The sequence below is a fragment of the Streptomyces sp. NPDC020379 genome (genome assembly GCF_044387105.1).
Classification (GTDB): domain Bacteria; phylum Actinomycetota; class Actinomycetes; order Streptomycetales; family Streptomycetaceae; genus Streptomyces.
The window spans coordinates 17,426-32,748 of sequence record NZ_JBIRVR010000029.1 but is presented as its reverse complement, the minus strand read 5'-3'; the positions used below and the strand labels follow the sequence as shown (position 1 = coordinate 32,748).

The window sequence follows — 15,323 nt, the reverse complement described above, 5'->3', positions numbered from 1 at the left end:
GGGACCATGCATCTCGACCACCCCGACGCCTTCCCCCACCGCCACACCTACAGCGCCGCCGACCCGCTGCGCGGTGACGGGTCGCGGCGGGCGCTGCGGATCGGGCTCGGCGGGCCCGTGGGGTCCGGGAAGACCGCCACCGTCGCCGCGCTCTGCCGCGAGCTGCGCGACCGGCTGTCCATCGCCGTCGTGACCAACGACATCTACACCCGCGAGGACGCCGAATTCCTGCTCCGCAACGCCGTGCTGCCGCCCGAGCGCATCACGGCCGTCGAGACCGGCGCCTGCCCGCACACCGCGATCCGTGACGACATCTCGGCCAACCTCGAAGCCGTCGAGGACCTGGAGGACGCGGTCGGGCCGCTGGACCTGATCCTCGTCGAGTCCGGCGGCGACAACCTCACCGCCATCTTCTCCAAGGGGCTCGTCGACGCGCAGATCTTCGTCATCGATGTCGCGGGCGGCGACGACATCCCCCGCAAGGGCGGCCCCGGCGTCACCACCGCCGACCTGCTCGTCGTCAACAAGACCGACCTCGCACCCTACGTCGGCGCCGACCTGGAGGGCATGGCCCGCGACGCCAAGGCCCAGCGCGGGGAACTCCCCGTCGCCTTCACCTCGCTGGCCACCGAGGGCGGCGTCGGACCCGTCGCCGACTGGGTACGCGCGCAGCTCACCGCCTGGACCGCCGGAACCCGATGACCCTCGCACCCGTACGGCCCGAGCCCGCCGCGGGGATCCGGGCCGCCGCCCGGATCGTCGCCACCCCCGACGGCAGGGGCGGCACCGCCCTGCCCGTCCTCGACGGCGCGGGCCCCTTCGCGCTGCGCAGGCTGCGGGCGTTCGGGCCCGGGGCGCGGGTGGCCCTCGTGGGCGCGATGAGCGCGCCCCTCGGCGGCGACCGGCTCACCCTCACCGCCGAGGTCGAGGACGGCGCCACCCTGCGCTTCTCCACCACGGCGGCGACCATCGCCCTGCCCGGCCGTACGGGCGAGCCGGCCACGTACGACACCCGGATCCGCGTCGGCGACGGGGCCACGCTGCACTGGCTGCCCGAGCCGCTGATCTCCGCCCGGGGCAGCGACCTGCGCAGCACCACCCGGGTCGAACTCGCGCCGACCGCGCGGCTGGTGCTCCGCGAGGAGCAGATCCTCGGCCGCGCGGGCGAGGAGCCGGGCCGGCTGACCGCACGGCTGACGGTCCACCGCGCCGGCCGCCCGCTCTTCGACCAGGAGCTGTCGTACGGGCCCGGGGCGCCCGGCTGGGACGGCGGCGCGGTGCTCGGCGGCCACCGGGCCGTGGGCCAACTCCTCGTCGTCGACCCGGCCTTCGAGGGCGCCCCGGTGGCGGCGCGCCCGCTCGGCGCGACGGCCGCCGTCGCCCCGCTGGCCGGGCCCGCCGCCGTGGTGTGCGCGGTCGCCCCGGACGGCCTCCAGCTCCGAAAAGCACTGGAAGCGGGCGACATGCCAGCAGATCGCATCATGCGGGCGATTTGATGCGCCAGGGATGAACGACGGCACATGTGGCGCCTTTTGTGTCTTCATTCTTACGGATTAGTAAAGAAACCCCTGTGGAACCTGTCCTTTATGGCAAGGGAGACGGAAGGATCCGAGCAGCAGTATTGCGATCATCGCCGCAGCAGGCGGCGCATCAGCAGGGGGATTCCTACGTGAGACCTACATCAATACTCGGCGCGGCCGGCACTGCGGTGACCGGCGCGCTGGTGGCCGGGTTCCTGACCGCCCCGGCAGCCGGCGCGGTCGACCGCGTGCCGGGCGGCGCCGCCGAGGCGCACGGTGTGCAGGTCGCCGCCGCGAAGGCGGCGAAGTCGGGCATCAAGTGGCAGGACTGCCCTGCCGACTGGGCCCTGGAGAAGCCGATCGAGTGCGGTTTCGTCACGGTGCCCGTGGACTACCGCAAGCCGAACGGCCGCACCATCAAGATCGCCGTGGACCGGGCCCGGTCCACCGGCACCGCGGCGGAGCGCCAGGGTTCGCTGATCTACAACCCCGGCGGCCCCGGCGGCTCCGGCCTGAGGTTCCCCAAGCGGATCACGACCAAGAGCCCGCTGTGGACCAAGACCGCCAAGGCATACGACTTCGTCGGCTTCGACCCGCGCGGCGTGGGCCACTCCGCCCCGATCTCCTGCATCGACCCGCAGAAGTTCGTGGCGGCGCCCAAGGCCGACCCGGTGCCCTCCAACGAGGCCGACAAGCTCGCCCAGCGCAAGCTGGCCCGGCAGTACGCCGACGGCTGCGCCGCGCGCAGCGGCGACCTCCTGCCGTACCTCACGACGGCCAACACCGCCCGTGACGTCGACGTCGTGCGCGCCGCCCTCGGCGAGAAGAAGCTCAACTACCTGGGCGTCTCCTACGGCACCTACCTCGGCGCCGTCTACGGCACGCTCTTCCCCGACCACGTCCGCCGCCTGATCGTCGACAGCGTCGTCAACCCGGCGCAGGAGAACATCTGGTACCAGGCCAACCTGGAGCAGGACGTCGCCTTCGAGGGCCGCTTCAAGGACTGGGAGAAGTGGGTCGCCCAGCACGACGCCGTCTTCCACCTCGGCAGCACCCAGGCCAAGGTCCAGCAGGGCTGGGAGAAGATCCGGGCCACCGCCAAGAAGGACCCCATCGGCGGGGTCGTCGGCCCGGCCGAGCTCATCAACTTCTTCCAGAGCGCCGCGTACTACGACTCCTCGTGGGTCCCGGTCGCGGACGCCTGGAGCAAGTACGTCGCCGGTGACAGCAAGCCGCTGGTCGCCGCGGCCGGCCCGAACCTGGCCGACAAGGCGGCCAACATCACCGCGGAGAACGGCAACGCCGTCTACACCGCGGTCGAGTGCGCCGACGCCAAGTGGCCCCCCAGCTGGCAGAAGTGGGACCGGGACAACACCCGTGTCAACCGCCAGGCCCCCTTCATGACCTGGGCCAACGCCTGGATGAACCTCCCCTGCGCCACCTGGAGGGCCCCCCAGGGCACGCCGGTCGAGGTCACCACGCACAAGGGCCTGCCGAAGACGCTCATCGTCCAGAGCACGCGTGACGCCGCCACCCCGTACGCGGGCGCGGTCGAGCTCCACAAGCGCTTCCAGGGCTCGCGCCTGATCACGGAGCAGGGCGCCGGTTCGCACGGCGTCACGGGCCTCGTGAACCCCTGCATCAACTCCCGTGTCGACGCCTACCTCCTTGAGGGCAAGGTCGACAGCAAGGACGTCACGTGCGCCCCGCACGCCGTCCCGGAGCCCCCGAAGGCTTCCGCGGCCAAGTAAGGCTCAGAGGTCAAGGCGGAAGTCGCGCCCCGGTCCCCGAGGGACCGGGGCGCGATCGTCGGTCCATGCCCGTCCGGAGTCGCATCCGAAGGGAACCGTCCCATGCTCCGTAAGCCGCACGCCCTGCTCACCGCCGCCGCGCTGCTCGCTCTGTCCGCCGCGACGCCCGCCGCGGCGGACACCCCGCCCCCACCCGCGCGGACGGCCGCCTGCGCCTATACGCCTGCCGTCCCCGCCGACAGATTCAAGGGGATACCCGTCTTCGACCCGGTCAAGGCCGCCCGGCCCTACAGCGCCACGCTGCGCACCAGCCAGGGCGCCATCACCTTCCGGGCGCAGACCGACAAGGCGCCGTGCACCACCTACTCCTTCAAGTTCCTCGCGCAGCGCGCGTACTTCGACAGGACGCACTGCCACCGGCTCACCACGGCGCGCATCTACGTACTGCAATGCGGCGACCCGACCGGCACCGGGAGCGGCGGCCCGGGCTACTCCTTCCCCGACGAGAACCTGACCGGGGCCGCCTACCCGGCCGGCACGGTGGCGATGGCAAATGCCGGCCCCGACACCAATGGCAGCCAGTTCTTCTTCGTCTGGCAGGACACCAAGCTCCCACCCGCCTACACACCGTTCGGAAAGGTCACCGCCGGCCTCGACGTGCTGCGGAAGATCGCGGCAGGCGGCGAGGACGACCAGAACGGCCCCGGCGACGGCTTCCCGGCGTTGCCTGTCGACATCAAACGCGTCCACATCAGGGTCGGATAGCGTTACGCCGGCGGAAGGCGGGGCGCGGGGAGAGGGCCCGCCGGGCGGGTGACGGTGTGCGGCCGGTCGGGGGACCGGCCGGTGCGGGGGCTTGCGGCGCGCCTCGCGCGCGCGATGAGCTTGCTCCGGGCACCCCCGCGCCCCAGGAGGAACCGATGTCCGTACGTACCGCCGCCGTGGCCACCGCGGCGAGCGCCACCGCTCTGCTCGCCCTGGCCGCGCCCCCAGCGGCCGGCGAGTCCGACCACGGGCGGCTCTTCCTGACCGTTTCCGGCGCCCAGAACACCTGGACCCGCGGGCTCCAGCTCACCTGCCCGGACGGGGACGGACACCACCCGCACGGGGCGGCGGCCTGCGCCGCCCTGCACCGGGCGCAGGGGGAGCCGGGGGACGTGATCGTCGAGAGCCACCTCTGCACGCGGGAGTACGACCCGGTCACCGCGACCGCCGAAGGCGACTGGAACGGGCGGCCGATCGTCTGGCACAAGACCTACCCCAACGCATGCGCGCTCGACGCGGCGACGGGCCCCGTCTTCCGTTTCTGACCGGCCCCCGCGGGCCCTTACGTTCTCCTGGTCGCCGACGCCCCTATCGTCAGCAGCCCCAGCATCACCCACGTGAACCACAGCCAGCCGTCGCTGCCGATCGTCACCGAATACGCGGTCACGACGACGAGCGAGCCCACCGTCAGCACCGCCATCGCCTTCGTCGATCCGGGCATGCCCGTACCTCCTCACGGCGGCCCGGATGCGTGGCAAGCGAAAGGGCCGCGGCCAGGAGACCATCGTCTCCCGGCCGCGGCCCTGGCCGCTACGGCATCCGCCTACTGCCCCCGGCCCTGGAGCGACGCGAGGTAGGCGTTGTAGGCGGCGAGTTCCTTGTCGCCGTCGCGGTCCGCGGCGCGGTCGAAGCGGCGGGCCTGCCGCTGCTCCGAGCGGTACCACTGGAGCACGAGGGCCAGCAGCACCACGACCGACGGGATCTCGCTGAACGCCCAGGCGATACCGCCACCGGCCTGCTGGTCCTCCAGCGCGTCGATGCCCAGGGAGGCCGGCGGGTGCATATACGTGCCGATCATCGGCTCCGAGGCCATCATCAGCGCGATGCCGAAGAAGGCGTGGAAGGGCATGCCCGCGAAGAGCTCCAGCATCCGCATCACATAGCCGGGCCGGTGCGGACCCGGGTCCACGCCCATGATCGGCCAGAAGAACACCAGGCCCACGGCCAGGAAGTGCACCATCATCGCGATGTGCCCGGTCTTCGTCTCCATGAGGAAGTCGAAGAGCGGGGTGAAGTACAGCGCGTACAGGCTCGCGATGAACAGCGGGATCGTGAACGCCGGGTGCGTGATGATCCGCATGTAGCGGCTGTGCAGCAGCGACACCAGCCATTCGCGCGGGCCCCTGCGGCCCCGCCCGGCCGCGGGCAGCGACCGCAGCGTCAGCGTCACCGGCGCGCCGAGCAGCAGCAGGATCGGTGAGAGCATGCTGATCACCATGTGCTGCACCATGTGCACGCTGAACATGACCATGCCGTAGTCGTTCAGCTTGGTGCACATCACCAGCGCCACGGTCAGCACACCGGTCACGAACGCGACGATGCGGCCCACGGGCCAGGCGTCACCCCGCCGCCGCAGCCGGACCACGCCCCAGCCGTACAGCCCCAGCGCCAGCAGGCAGCCGATCAAGAAGAAGGGTTCGCTGCTGTACTGCAACCCCCGTCCCAGCGTGAACGGCGGCATGTCCATCATCATGCCGTGCCCGCTGTGATCCATCCGCTCTCTCCCATTTCGCACCAATGCGCCTCGTCAAGACTAGAGGCGCCCTTGGCCGGAGCGGTGGCCGGGGGCCGCTCCCGGTGCGAGTCCGTTGCCGCCTGCGGCGGGGGCGGCCTGCGGCCGCGTCCTCAATCGCCGGACGGGCTGGATTGCGCGGACCGTGATCTGTTGCCTGCGACCTGCGGGCTAATCTCAGCCCGTCCGGCGTTTGAGGACAACGCGGCGAAGCCGCGATGCGGGGGCTGGGGCGGCAGCCCCGGTCTCGGGGAAGGGGCGGGGCAGGGGAACAAAGCCCGCCGCAGGCGTGAACGGGGCCGGGGCGGAGCTGAGAGCTCAGCCACCGCCCGGTCTCACAGGACGCACTCCACCTCCGCGTAACGCTCGTGCGGCACCGTCTTGAGGCTTTCGACCGCCTCCGCCAGCGGCACCAGCGTGATGTCCGTCCCGCGCAGCGCCGTCATCATCCCGAACGCCCCCTGGTGCGCGGCCTCCACCGCGTGCCAGCCGAAGCGCGTCGCCAGCACCCGGTCGTACGCCGTGGGCGTACCGCCGCGCTGCACGTGGCCGAGTATCACCGGGCGCGCCTCCTTGCCCAGGCGCCGCTCCAGCTCGCCGGCGAGCTGCCGGGCGACGCCCGCGAAGCGCTCGTGGCCGTAGACGTCCGTGGCGCCGATCTCGAAGGCCATCGAGCCCTCGCGCGGCTTGGCGCCCTCGGCGACCACCACGATCGCGAAGCGCTTGCCGTCCTCGAAGCGGCGGCCGACGACCTCGGTCAGCTCGTCGATGTCGAAGGGGCGCTCCGGCACGACGATGGCGTGCGCGCCCGCGGCCATGCCCGAGTGCAGGGCGATCCAGCCGGTGTGGCGGCCCATGACCTCGACGATCAGCACGCGCTGGTGCGACTCGGCGGTCGTCTTCAGCCGGTCCAGGGCCTCCGTGGCGACCCCTACGGCGGTGTCGAAGCCGAAGGTCACATCGGTGGACGCGATGTCGTTGTCGATGGTCTTCGGGACGCCCACGATGGGCAGGCCCGCGTCGGATAGCAGCCGGGCCGCCTTGAGCGTGCCCTCGCCGCCGATCGGGATGACCGCGTCGAGGCCGAGGTCGGCGACATGGCCCTTGGCCCGCTCGACGCCGTCCCGCAGCTGCGCGGGCTGCACCCGCGACGAACCGAGGAGCGTGCCGCCGGTGGCGAGGATGCCCGCCACCGCGTCCAGGTCGAGCTTGCGGTAGTCGGCCTCCAGCAGGCCCCGCCAGCCGTCGTGGAAACCGATGACCTCGTCGCCGTGGTCGGCCACGGCGCGGTGCACGACGGACCTGATGACGGCGTTCAGACCGGGGCAGTCGCCGCCGGAGGTGAGTACACCAATGCGCATGACAGGGAACCTTCACAACAGGGCCGGAGACCGGACCCCGTCGTCCGGCTGGATCCCCGCCACCCTACAAGCGGTGGGTGGCGGGGGATACAACCGTCCGTCATCCGGGCCGACCGGCCCGTTCCGCGGCTCAGGCGGGCTGGGTCGCCGCCGCGATGCGCTCCTCGCGCAGCGCGTCGTACCAGCGGTCGTCGACCGGCGGCAGGGCGTTGACGTCCAGCGCCAGCTTGATCAGCATGTCCGCGATGTGCGGGTTGCGGGCCATGACCGGGCCGTGCATGTACGTACCGAAGACGGTGTCGTTGTACGCGCCCTCGGTGCCGTCGCCGGTGCCGTTGCCCTTGCCGACCCGCACCCGCGCGAACGGGCGCGCGTTGCGGCCGACATGGGTGACGCCCTGGTGGTTCTCGAAGCCGGTCAGCGGGGGCAGGCCCAGCCGCTCGTCGACGTCGGCCAGCACGTCGCCGACGCAGCGCTCGTCCTCACCGCGGGTGCTCACGACGTCCAGCAGCCCGAGGCCCTGCTCGCGCTGGCCCAGGTCGTTGATGAACTCGTGGCCCAGGATCTGGTAGCCGGCGCAGACCGAGAAGACGATCGCGCCGTTGGCGACGGCCCGGTTCAGACCGCCGTCACGGCGCAGCCGCTCGGCCGCCAGCCGCTGCGGACGGTCCTCACCGCCACCGATCAGGTAGATGTCACCGGAGGTCGGGATGGGCTGGTCGGAGCGGATGTCCACGCGCTGGACATCGAGGCGGCGCTGGCGCGCGCGGCGCTCCAGGACCAGGGCGTTGCCCTGGTCGCCGTAGGTGCTGAGCAGGTCGGGGTAGACCCACACGACACGCAGACTGTTCTGGCTCATGCTCACAATCCTGTCAAGTGCTCGCGGGGTCAGTTGCCGACGCGGCGGCGCACGTCCTGGAACGCCGTGTAGTTCGCGATCAGCTCGATCCTGCCGGGCGGTGCGGACTGCACCGCCTCGTCGACGGTCTCGCAGACCCGGAAGTCCAGGCCCGCGACCTCCAGCCGCACCGCGAGGTCGAGCTTGCGGTCGCCGATCACGAAGATCGGGTGCCCGGCGAGGCGGGTGTAGTCGACGTCCCACAGCCACGAGGTGTCCGTGCCGTCCGCGCCGCGCGCGTTCACGCCCAGGATCACCGGGGCGGGCGGGCCGTCGATGAGGGAGAAGGTCTCCAGCCAGCCGGCCGGGTTCTTCGCCAGCAGCAGCCGGACGTCACGGCCCAGGAACGACACCACGTCGAACCGGCCCGCGACGGCCTGCACCTGGTACATCCGCTCCAGCGCGACCTGCGGCGGCACCCCGAAGGTGGCCGCGACGGCCGCCGACGTGGTGGCGTTCGCCTTGTTGGCCCGGCCGGGCAGCTGGAGGTGGATCGGCCACGCGCTGCCGTGCGGGTCGAGGACGTAGTCGCCCGACAGCGCCCAGCTCGGGGTCGGCCGGCGGAAGCCGCACTCGCCGCAGAACCAGTCGTCGCCGGGGCGCTGCATCACGCCACCGCACGACGGGCACGACCAGGCGTCGTCCTTCCACTCCTGGCCCGCCGCCACCCACACCACGTTCGGCGAGGAGGAGGCGGCCCATACGATCAGCGGGTCGTCGGCGTTGGCGATCACCACGGCCTTGGTGCCCGCCAGCCCCTCGCGCCACTTCTCGGCGAGCATGCGCGTCTCCGCGGCCCGGTCGAGCTGGTCGCGCGAGAGGTTCAGCAGCGCTATGGCCTTGGGCGAGACGTCCCGGGCGACACCCGCCAGATACTTCTCGTCCACCTCGATCACGCCGTAGCGCGCGTCCGAGCCGCCCGCGAGGGCGGAGGTGATGCCGGCCGGCATGTTCGCGCCCAGCGCGTTGGAGACGACCGGGCCGCTGGCCCGCAGCGCCTCGGCGATCAGCCGGGTCGTGGTCGTCTTGCCGTTGGTCGCGGACACCAGGACCACGTCCAGGTGGGTCGCCAGCCGGGCCAGCAGATCGGGGTCGAGCTTGAGCGCGACCTTGCCGCCGATCACCGATCCGCTGCCGCGGCCCGCGGCTCGCGACACCGCCGCAGCTGCCTTGCCCGCCGTCACGGCCAGCTTGGCCCGCGGCGACAGCGGCCCCGTGTTGCCTGCCATCGTCCTAGATCCTCCTTGCATCCGGCGCCGCCGCCTGTTTCCTGGTCCGCCGGTGGAACGCCCCCTCCGTGCCGAACGCCGGCCAGGAGGCTTCGGTCGGGGCTCAGCCTATCGAGATCCGGCCGGGGGCCCGAACCCAGAGCCCCTGGAACGTACGCTTGACCCCATGCGAACAAGCTCGATTCCCGGCAGCGCGGGACAGGTGCGGCCCATGCGGCTGCTCGGCGACCGGGGTCTTCGCACACCGTGCGAAGAGGTCACGGACTTCGGTCCTGACCTGGCGAAACTCGTCGAGGACATGTTCGCCACGATGTACGCGGCGCAGGGCGTGGGCCTGGCCGCCAACCAGATCGACGTTCCGCTGCGGGTCTTCGTCTACGACTGCCCCGACGACGAGGACCTCCGTCATCTCGGACACCTCGTCAACCCCCGCCTGGTGGAGGCCGACGGCGTCGTCGTCCGCGGGCCCGAGGGCTGTCTGTCCGTGCCGGGCATCGAGGCGGGCACCCCGCGCTTCGACCACGCCGTGGTGGAGGGCCGCACCGTGGACGGCGCCCCGGTGCGCGTGAGCGGCACCGGCTTCTTCGCGCGGTGCCTTCAGCACGAGTGCGACCACCTCGACGGCGGCCTGTACCTCGACCGTCTGACGGGCCTGCGGCGGCGCCGCGCGCTGCGGGCCGTCCGCAAGGCGCCCTGGGCGGCCTGACCCGTGCCGCGGGCCCGGCCCGCCCGGCGCCTGAGCCGCGGTCAGAAGGCCGGACCGCCCTCCAGGTCGCCCGCGGCCGCGAGCCGGCCCCACAGCAGATCCGCGAGGTGCCGCACGAGGTTCTCCCGCGGGAACGGCCGCTCGCGCAGCCACCAGTCGCCCGCCGCGTGCATCATGCCGACGATGCCGTGCCCCCACGCGCGGGCCAGCTCGTCGCTGCCCGGCCCGAGGTCGACGCGCTCGGCTATCACCTGGGCCAGCTCCTCGCCGAGCCGGCGCAGCAGCGGCGCGGAGTGCCGGCCGACGTCGAAGCCCTGCTCGCCCTGGTCCGAGGGGGAATGGCCCTCGTCGGCGGGGTGCATCAGGAAGCGGTAGACCTGCGGCCGGGTCTCTATGGCCACCAGATAGGTGTCCAGCGTCGCCTCGACGCGGTCGCGCCGGGTGGCCGCCGGGGCGTCGAGCGCGGCGCGCAGCCCCGCGAGCAGTGCCTCCGTGTGGCGCGTGGCCAGGGCGCGGTAGAGCCCGCCCTTGTCGCCGAAGTGCCGGTAGAGGATGGGCTTGGTGATGCCCGCCTCCGCCGCGATGGCGTTCATGGACGCCCCCGGCCCGTCCCGCAGCACCACCCGGTCCGCGGCCTCCAGCAGCTCCTTGCGCCGCCGCTCCGCGGCCCGTTGCTGATCGTCCCGCTGACTGGTTTCCATAAGGACCCGCCTCCCCGCCCCTGTGTATCCGGTAACGCCTGCGCAACGTAACACCAAGCCCACTCAGCGAATCCGGGAGGCCGGGCTGTTGACACCTCTACTGACGGGTAACATACTCATGTTACCGCGAGTAATGACGAGTTGGAGGGGTCGTGACGCAGTTCATGATGGAGCTCGACGAGGATCAGCGGGGCATTCGCGACTGGATCCACGGCTTCGCGGTCGACGTGATGCGCCCGGCCGCCGCGGAGTGGGACGAGCGCGAGGAGTTCCCCTGGCCGGTCGTGCAGGAGGCCGCCAAGATCGGCCTCTACTCCCTCGACTTCTACGCGCAGCAGTTCTTCGACCCCACCGGTCTCGGCGTCCCGCTCACCCTGGAGGAGCTCTTCTGGGGCGACGCGGGCCTCGGGCTCGCCATCGCGGGCACGGGCCTCGCCGCGATCGGCGTGCTCACCAACGGCACCGAGGAGCAGATCGGCACCTGGGTGCCGCAGATGTACGGCGACGCGGCCGATGTGAAGGTGGCCGCCTTCTGCTCCTCCGAGCCCGACGCCGGTTCGGACGTCTCCGCCATGCGCACCCGCGCCGTCTACGACCAGGCCAAGGACGAGTGGGTGATCAACGGCACCAAGACCTGGGCGACCAACGGCGGCATCGCCAACGTCCATGTCGTCGTCGCCGTGGTCGACCCGGAGCTGGGCTCGCGCGGCCACGCCTCTTTCATCATCCCGCCGGGCACCCCGGGGCTCTCCCAGGGGCAGAAGTTCAAGAAGCACGGCATCCGCGCCTCGCACACCGCCGAGGTCGTCCTCGACGGCGTCCGCGTCCCCGGGCACTGCCTGCTCGGCGGCAAGGAGAAGCTGGACGAGCGGCTGGCCAGGGCGCGGGAGCGGGCGGCGGGGCAGCGCGGGGCGGGGTCGCCGAACGCCGCGATGGCCACCTTCGAGGCATCCCGCCCCGCGGTCGGCGCCCAGGCGGTCGGCATCGCCCGCGCGGCCTACGAGGTCGCCCTCGACTACGCCAAGACCCGGGTCCAGTTCGGCCGCCCCATCATCGACAACCAGGGCATCGCCTTCCAGCTCGCCGACATGCGCACCCGCGTGGACGCCGCCCGCCTCCTGGTCTGGCGCGCCTCCTGGATGGCCACCGCGGGCAAGCCCTTCACCGCGGCGGAGGGTTCGATGTCGAAGCTCTTCGCGGGGGAGACGGCGAAGGCCGTGACGGCCCAGGCGATGCAGATCCTCGGCGGCAACGGCTACACCCGTGAGTATCCCGTGGAGCGCATGCACCGCGACGCCGCCATCTACACGATCTTCGAGGGCACGAGCGAGATCCAGCGCCTCGTCATCGCGCGCACGCTGTCGGGGATGCCGATCCGATAGGCCCGGGAGCGGGCTCCGCGGCCTCGGCCGGCACCCGCGGGGCCCGCGGCGAAGTCGCGGGAGGCTACAACAGGCGTATGACGCGGAGATGTCGGATTGTCCCCGGTGGATTGTTTTCGGCTCAATCGCCGAAGGGCCCGCTGACGGGCGGACCCTGTGGGCATCCAGGAATCGAACGCCTGTTTTTGGCCGTGTCTGGGATGTCGTTTTGGCTCAAACGCCATAGGTGTTCATCAGGCGTTCTGTTACCGTCGTTTCCGATCTTGTTCGTGCAAGTCCGGTCTTGGCGGTCGCTCTTGGGAAACCGCCCTCCGGTGCGCACGTCGATCACCGGAGCTCAAGTGTGGCTTCATGGAAGAAGGAAGCGCCGTGGCGGTCAGTAGCGATCGGGATCGGGACACCTCCTCCCGGCGGCACCTGTCCGGCCGCTCCCACGCGCTGGACGGCCTCCTGCGGACAGCGGCGGCCGTGCGCGCCGGATCCGCGCGGGCCGTCGTCGTCCGCGGCCCGGCCGGGATCGGCAGGACCGCGCTCCTCGCCGCCCTCGCCGAGCGGCTGACCTCCACCGGCATGACCGTACGACACCGTACGGCACGGTCCGGTGCGCGCGAACACCAGGTCTTACGCGACCTCTTCGCACCCTTCGACCCCTTCGACGCCGGCCTCCCGGATGCCACCGCCGCGTACGCCGTCCACCGCGCGCTCCACCGCCGCGCCACGGGCCTCCTGGCGAACGGGCCGCTCGCCCTCCTCCTCGACGACGCCCAGGCGTGCGACGAAACCTCCCTGAACGGCCTGGGCTTCGTGCTCCGCCGCGCCACCTCCTTACCCCTCCTGGTGGTTCTCGCCCAGCGCACCGACCATCCCGGGCCCGGCGCGGACGCGCTCTCCGCGCTCCTCGCCCACAACGGCTGCACGGCCCTGGACCTCGGCCCGCTCGACCCCGCGGCCATCGCCACCGTCGTGACCCGCGCCCTGGGCCGTCCCCCGTCGGAACCCTTCCTCCAGCACTGCGCGGAGCTCTCCGGCGGCAACCCCGGACTGCTGACCCGGCTGCTCACCGACGTGCGCGCGGCGGACATCCGCCCCGACGCGGACGGTCTCCACCGGCTGCGCGCCATCGGCGAGGAGCTCCTCACCCGCTCGGCGACGGCGAGGCTGTCCGGACAGGCCGGTCACATCCGCGCCGTCGCCCGCGCCGTCGCCGTCCTCGGCCATACCGACCCCGAACCGCTCGGCGCGCTCTCGGCGGTGACCGGCAGACGCCTGACGGCCGCGCTGGAGACCCTGCGCCGCGACGGGATCGTCGCACCGGCCGATGGGTCCGCCGCCATGCGGGAAGCCGTCCGCCGCGCCGTCCTCGCCGAACTGCCCGCCCCCGAGCGGGAGACACTGCGCGCCCGCGCCGCCCGGCTGCTCAACGACGCGGGCCGCCCCGCCGGCGAGGTCGCCGCCCAGCTCGTCCACCTCAAGGAGCCCGCCGAGCCGTGGATGCCCGGCGTGCTCCGCGAGGCCGCCGCCCAGGCACCGGACCGCGCCACCGCCCGGGCCGCCATGCGCAGCCTGCGCCGTGCCCTCGCCGCCGGACCCACCGGCGGCCTCCGCCAGGAGATACGCGTCGAACTGGCCCGTACCTCAGCGCACTTGGCCCCCGCGACCACCCTCGCGCAGCTGCGGCAGGCCCTCGCCGAGGCCACCCGTCCGCACGACCGGGCCCGCATCGTCGTGCAGTACGGGCTGATCGCCGCGGGCACCCGCCGCGCCCCCCAGGCCGTACGGGAACTGGGCGCCGTGCTCGACACCCTGCCGACGGAGCCCGGCGTCCCGGGCCAAGCGCTCCGCGCCCCCGTCGCGGCCGCCCTCCTCGTCACCGCCGTCAACGACCGCACCGCCCTGCCCGCCGCCCGCGAACGGGCTCGCGACTGGCCCGTACCCCCCGGTGAGAGCCGGGCCGAACGCCACCTGCTGGCCGGCCTGAGCGTCCTCGCCGCCCTCGACGGCGGGCCCGCGGGCCCGGCCGTCGACCTGGCCCGCCGCGCCCTGTGGATCAAGGAGCCCGCACCCGTCGGCCCCTGCGTGCTCGGCGCCTCCCTCGTCCTCTCGCTCGCCGACGAGGTGGACGAGGCCATGGACGCGCTGGGCCGGTGTGTGTCCGACAGCCGGGCGCGCCGCGAGACATGGACCCACATCGCCGCGCTCTGCGGGCAGTCCCTCACCCTGCACGGCACCGGCGACGTCACCGCGGCCGTCTCGACCGCCCGCACCGCCGTCGAACACGCCACGCGGGCGGGCTGCCCCGACGCCACCATGCCGGCCCTCGCCCTCGCCACCGCCCTGCTCTCCTGGGGCGAGGCCGAGGAGGCCGACGCCCTGCTCGACGGAGTCGCCGGCCCGGACGTGGCCCAAGGCGTCTGGGAATGGCACCACTTCCTCTACACCAAGGGCAGAGCCCGGCGGGAGCGGGGCGACCTCGACGGCGCGCTGGAGCTGTGGCTGCACTGCGGGCGCAGCATGGAGGCGGCGGGCATCGGCAACCCGGTCCTCGCCCCGTGGTGGCTGCCCGCCGTCACCACCCTCGTGCGCCAGGGCCGGACCAGGGCCGCCGCGGACCTCGCCGAACGCTCGCAGGAGGCGGCACGCCGCTGGGGAACCCCGCGCGCCGTCGGCCTCGGGCTGATCGCCGCCGGTGTCGTCGCCGACGGCCGCGCCCGGCTGGACCTGCTCGTCGAGGCCGTGGACGCCCTGGCCGCCTCCCCGGCCCGCCTCGACCGCGCCAAGGCCGAATACCAGCTCGGCTGCGAGCTCCTGCGGCACGACGCGACCCCCGACGCGCGCCGCCACCTGCGCCGCACCGTCGAACTCGCCACCGGCTGCGGCTATCACATGCTCGCCGCCCGCGCCCGGGACCTGCTCGTCGCCGCGGGCGGCCGGATGTCCCGGCTCGCCGCCAGCCCGGTCGACTCCCTGACCGAGAGCGAGCGCCGCGTCGCCGAGCTCGCCCGGCGCGGTGTCACCAACAAGGAGATCGCCGCCACCCTCTTCATCAGCCTCCGCACCGTCGAGGCCCATCTGACGAACGTCTACCGCAAGCTCGACGTCCGCGGCCGCGCCGACCTGCCCTCCTCCCTCGGCACCCCGTACCGCCCGGGCCGCCACGCACCCGACGGACCGCGCCACTCACCGGCCGGCACCCGCGTCGCGAGCAACTAGGAGAGCCG

At 72.8% G+C, this 15,323-nt stretch carries 14 protein-coding genes; 8 read left to right on the top strand and 6 right to left on the bottom strand.

What is annotated here, in order from left to right:
• Positions 1-6 precede the first annotated feature (6 nt).
• The 5 genes from ureG (at position 7) to ACH427_RS28695 (ending at position 4,581) form a co-directional block, all read left to right on the top strand.
• Complete coding sequence (ureG, locus tag ACH427_RS28715; protein ID WP_398874060.1) at positions 7-702, top strand: urease accessory protein UreG; 696 nt, start codon at positions 7-9, stop codon at positions 700-702.
• Positions 699-1,496 (top strand): urease accessory protein UreD, encoded by a 798-nt coding sequence (locus ACH427_RS28710; RefSeq protein ID WP_398874058.1) that lies wholly within the window; start codon positions 699-701, stop codon positions 1,494-1,496. The genes ureG and ACH427_RS28710 overlap by 4 nt, the downstream gene beginning before the upstream one ends.
• A gap of 173 nt (positions 1,497-1,669) precedes the next feature.
• The gene (locus tag ACH427_RS28705) at positions 1,670-3,271 is read left to right on the top strand and encodes an alpha/beta hydrolase (RefSeq protein ID WP_398874055.1); all 1,602 of its coding nucleotides are present in this window, start codon (positions 1,670-1,672) and stop codon (positions 3,269-3,271) included.
• 102 nt (positions 3,272-3,373) lie between these two features.
• Entirely contained in the window at positions 3,374-4,036 is a 663-nt protein-coding gene (locus ACH427_RS28700; protein ID WP_398874053.1) for a peptidylprolyl isomerase, read from the top strand.
• A gap of 155 nt (positions 4,037-4,191) precedes the next feature.
• Positions 4,192-4,581 carry an SSI family serine proteinase inhibitor gene (locus ACH427_RS28695; protein ID WP_398874051.1) on the top strand — a complete coding sequence of 130 codons (390 nt, stop codon included), beginning with the start codon at positions 4,192-4,194 and terminating at the stop codon, positions 4,579-4,581.
• 17 nt (positions 4,582-4,598) lie between these two features.
• Here ACH427_RS28695 and ACH427_RS28690 read toward each other — a convergent pair whose 3' ends face one another.
• The 5 genes from ACH427_RS28690 to ACH427_RS28670 all read right to left on the bottom strand — a co-directional run bounded on the left by ACH427_RS28690 (position 4,599) and on the right by ACH427_RS28670 (position 9,316).
• Positions 4,599-4,757 carry a hypothetical protein gene (locus ACH427_RS28690; protein WP_398874049.1) on the bottom strand — a complete coding sequence of 53 codons (159 nt, stop codon included), beginning with the start codon at positions 4,755-4,757 and terminating at the stop codon, positions 4,599-4,601.
• A 102-nt stretch (positions 4,758-4,859) separates the two neighbouring features.
• Positions 4,860-5,810: a cytochrome c oxidase assembly protein gene (locus tag ACH427_RS28685; RefSeq protein WP_398874047.1), complete on the bottom strand. Its 951-nt coding sequence runs from the start codon at positions 5,808-5,810 to the stop codon at positions 4,860-4,862.
• 353 nt (positions 5,811-6,163) lie between these two features.
• On the bottom strand, positions 6,164-7,189 hold the full coding sequence (locus ACH427_RS28680) for a 6-phosphofructokinase (protein ID WP_398874045.1): 1,026 nt from the start codon (positions 7,187-7,189) through the stop codon (positions 6,164-6,166).
• Between the two features lie 130 nt (positions 7,190-7,319).
• Positions 7,320-8,048, bottom strand: coding sequence for a type 1 glutamine amidotransferase (locus ACH427_RS28675; RefSeq protein WP_398874043.1), 729 nt, complete (start codon positions 8,046-8,048; stop codon positions 7,320-7,322).
• Positions 8,049-8,077: 29 nt separating this feature from the next.
• Entirely contained in the window at positions 8,078-9,316 is a 1,239-nt protein-coding gene (locus ACH427_RS28670) for a MurT ligase domain-containing protein (protein WP_301889506.1), read from the bottom strand.
• A gap of 166 nt (positions 9,317-9,482) precedes the next feature.
• Between ACH427_RS28670 and def the strand changes: the two genes are divergently transcribed.
• Positions 9,483-10,022 (top strand): peptide deformylase, encoded by a 540-nt coding sequence (def, locus tag ACH427_RS28665; protein WP_398874041.1) that lies wholly within the window; start codon positions 9,483-9,485, stop codon positions 10,020-10,022.
• Positions 10,023-10,063: 41 nt separating this feature from the next.
• Here the strand turns inward: def and ACH427_RS28660 are convergent, their stop codons facing one another.
• Complete coding sequence (locus tag ACH427_RS28660; protein ID WP_398874039.1) at positions 10,064-10,723, bottom strand: TetR family transcriptional regulator; 660 nt, start codon at positions 10,721-10,723, stop codon at positions 10,064-10,066.
• 164 nt (positions 10,724-10,887) lie between these two features.
• On the opposite strand from ACH427_RS28660, the gene ACH427_RS28655 reads away from it, so the two are divergent.
• Both ACH427_RS28655 and ACH427_RS28650 read left to right on the top strand, forming a co-directional pair.
• Positions 10,888-12,105 carry an acyl-CoA dehydrogenase family protein gene (locus ACH427_RS28655; protein ID WP_398874173.1) on the top strand — a complete coding sequence of 406 codons (1,218 nt, stop codon included), beginning with the start codon at positions 10,888-10,890 and terminating at the stop codon, positions 12,103-12,105.
• Between the two features lie 369 nt (positions 12,106-12,474).
• On the top strand, positions 12,475-15,315 hold the full coding sequence (locus tag ACH427_RS28650) for an AAA family ATPase (protein WP_398874037.1): 2,841 nt from the start codon (positions 12,475-12,477) through the stop codon (positions 15,313-15,315).
• The last annotated feature ends 8 nt before the right edge of the window (positions 15,316-15,323 follow it).

Bases quoted from the DNA above. Each gene is read 5' to 3' on its own strand.
- ACH427_RS28690 (WP_398874049.1), bottom strand. From the start codon at position 4,757: ATGCCCGGATCGACGAAGGCGATGGCGGTGCTGACGGTGGGCTCGCTC.
- def (WP_398874041.1), top strand. From the start codon at position 9,483: ATGCGAACAAGCTCGATTCCCGGCAGCGCGGGACAGGTGCGGCCCATG.
- ACH427_RS28655 (WP_398874173.1), top strand. From the start codon at position 10,888: ATGATGGAGCTCGACGAGGATCAGCGGGGCATTCGCGACTGGATCCAC.
- ACH427_RS28660 (WP_398874039.1), bottom strand. From the start codon at position 10,723: ATGGAAACCAGTCAGCGGGACGATCAGCAACGGGCCGCGGAGCGGCGG.
- ACH427_RS28700 (WP_398874053.1), top strand. From the start codon at position 3,374: ATGCTCCGTAAGCCGCACGCCCTGCTCACCGCCGCCGCGCTGCTCGCT.
- ACH427_RS28675 (WP_398874043.1), bottom strand. From the start codon at position 8,048: ATGAGCCAGAACAGTCTGCGTGTCGTGTGGGTCTACCCCGACCTGCTC.
- ACH427_RS28685 (WP_398874047.1), bottom strand. From the start codon at position 5,810: ATGGATCACAGCGGGCACGGCATGATGATGGACATGCCGCCGTTCACG.
- ACH427_RS28680 (WP_398874045.1), bottom strand. From the start codon at position 7,189: ATGCGCATTGGTGTACTCACCTCCGGCGGCGACTGCCCCGGTCTGAAC.
- ureG (WP_398874060.1), top strand. From the start codon at position 7: ATGCATCTCGACCACCCCGACGCCTTCCCCCACCGCCACACCTACAGC.
- ACH427_RS28670 (WP_301889506.1), bottom strand. From the start codon at position 9,316: ATGGCAGGCAACACGGGGCCGCTGTCGCCGCGGGCCAAGCTGGCCGTG.
- ACH427_RS28695 (WP_398874051.1), top strand. From the start codon at position 4,192: ATGTCCGTACGTACCGCCGCCGTGGCCACCGCGGCGAGCGCCACCGCT.
- ACH427_RS28710 (WP_398874058.1), top strand. From the start codon at position 699: ATGACCCTCGCACCCGTACGGCCCGAGCCCGCCGCGGGGATCCGGGCC.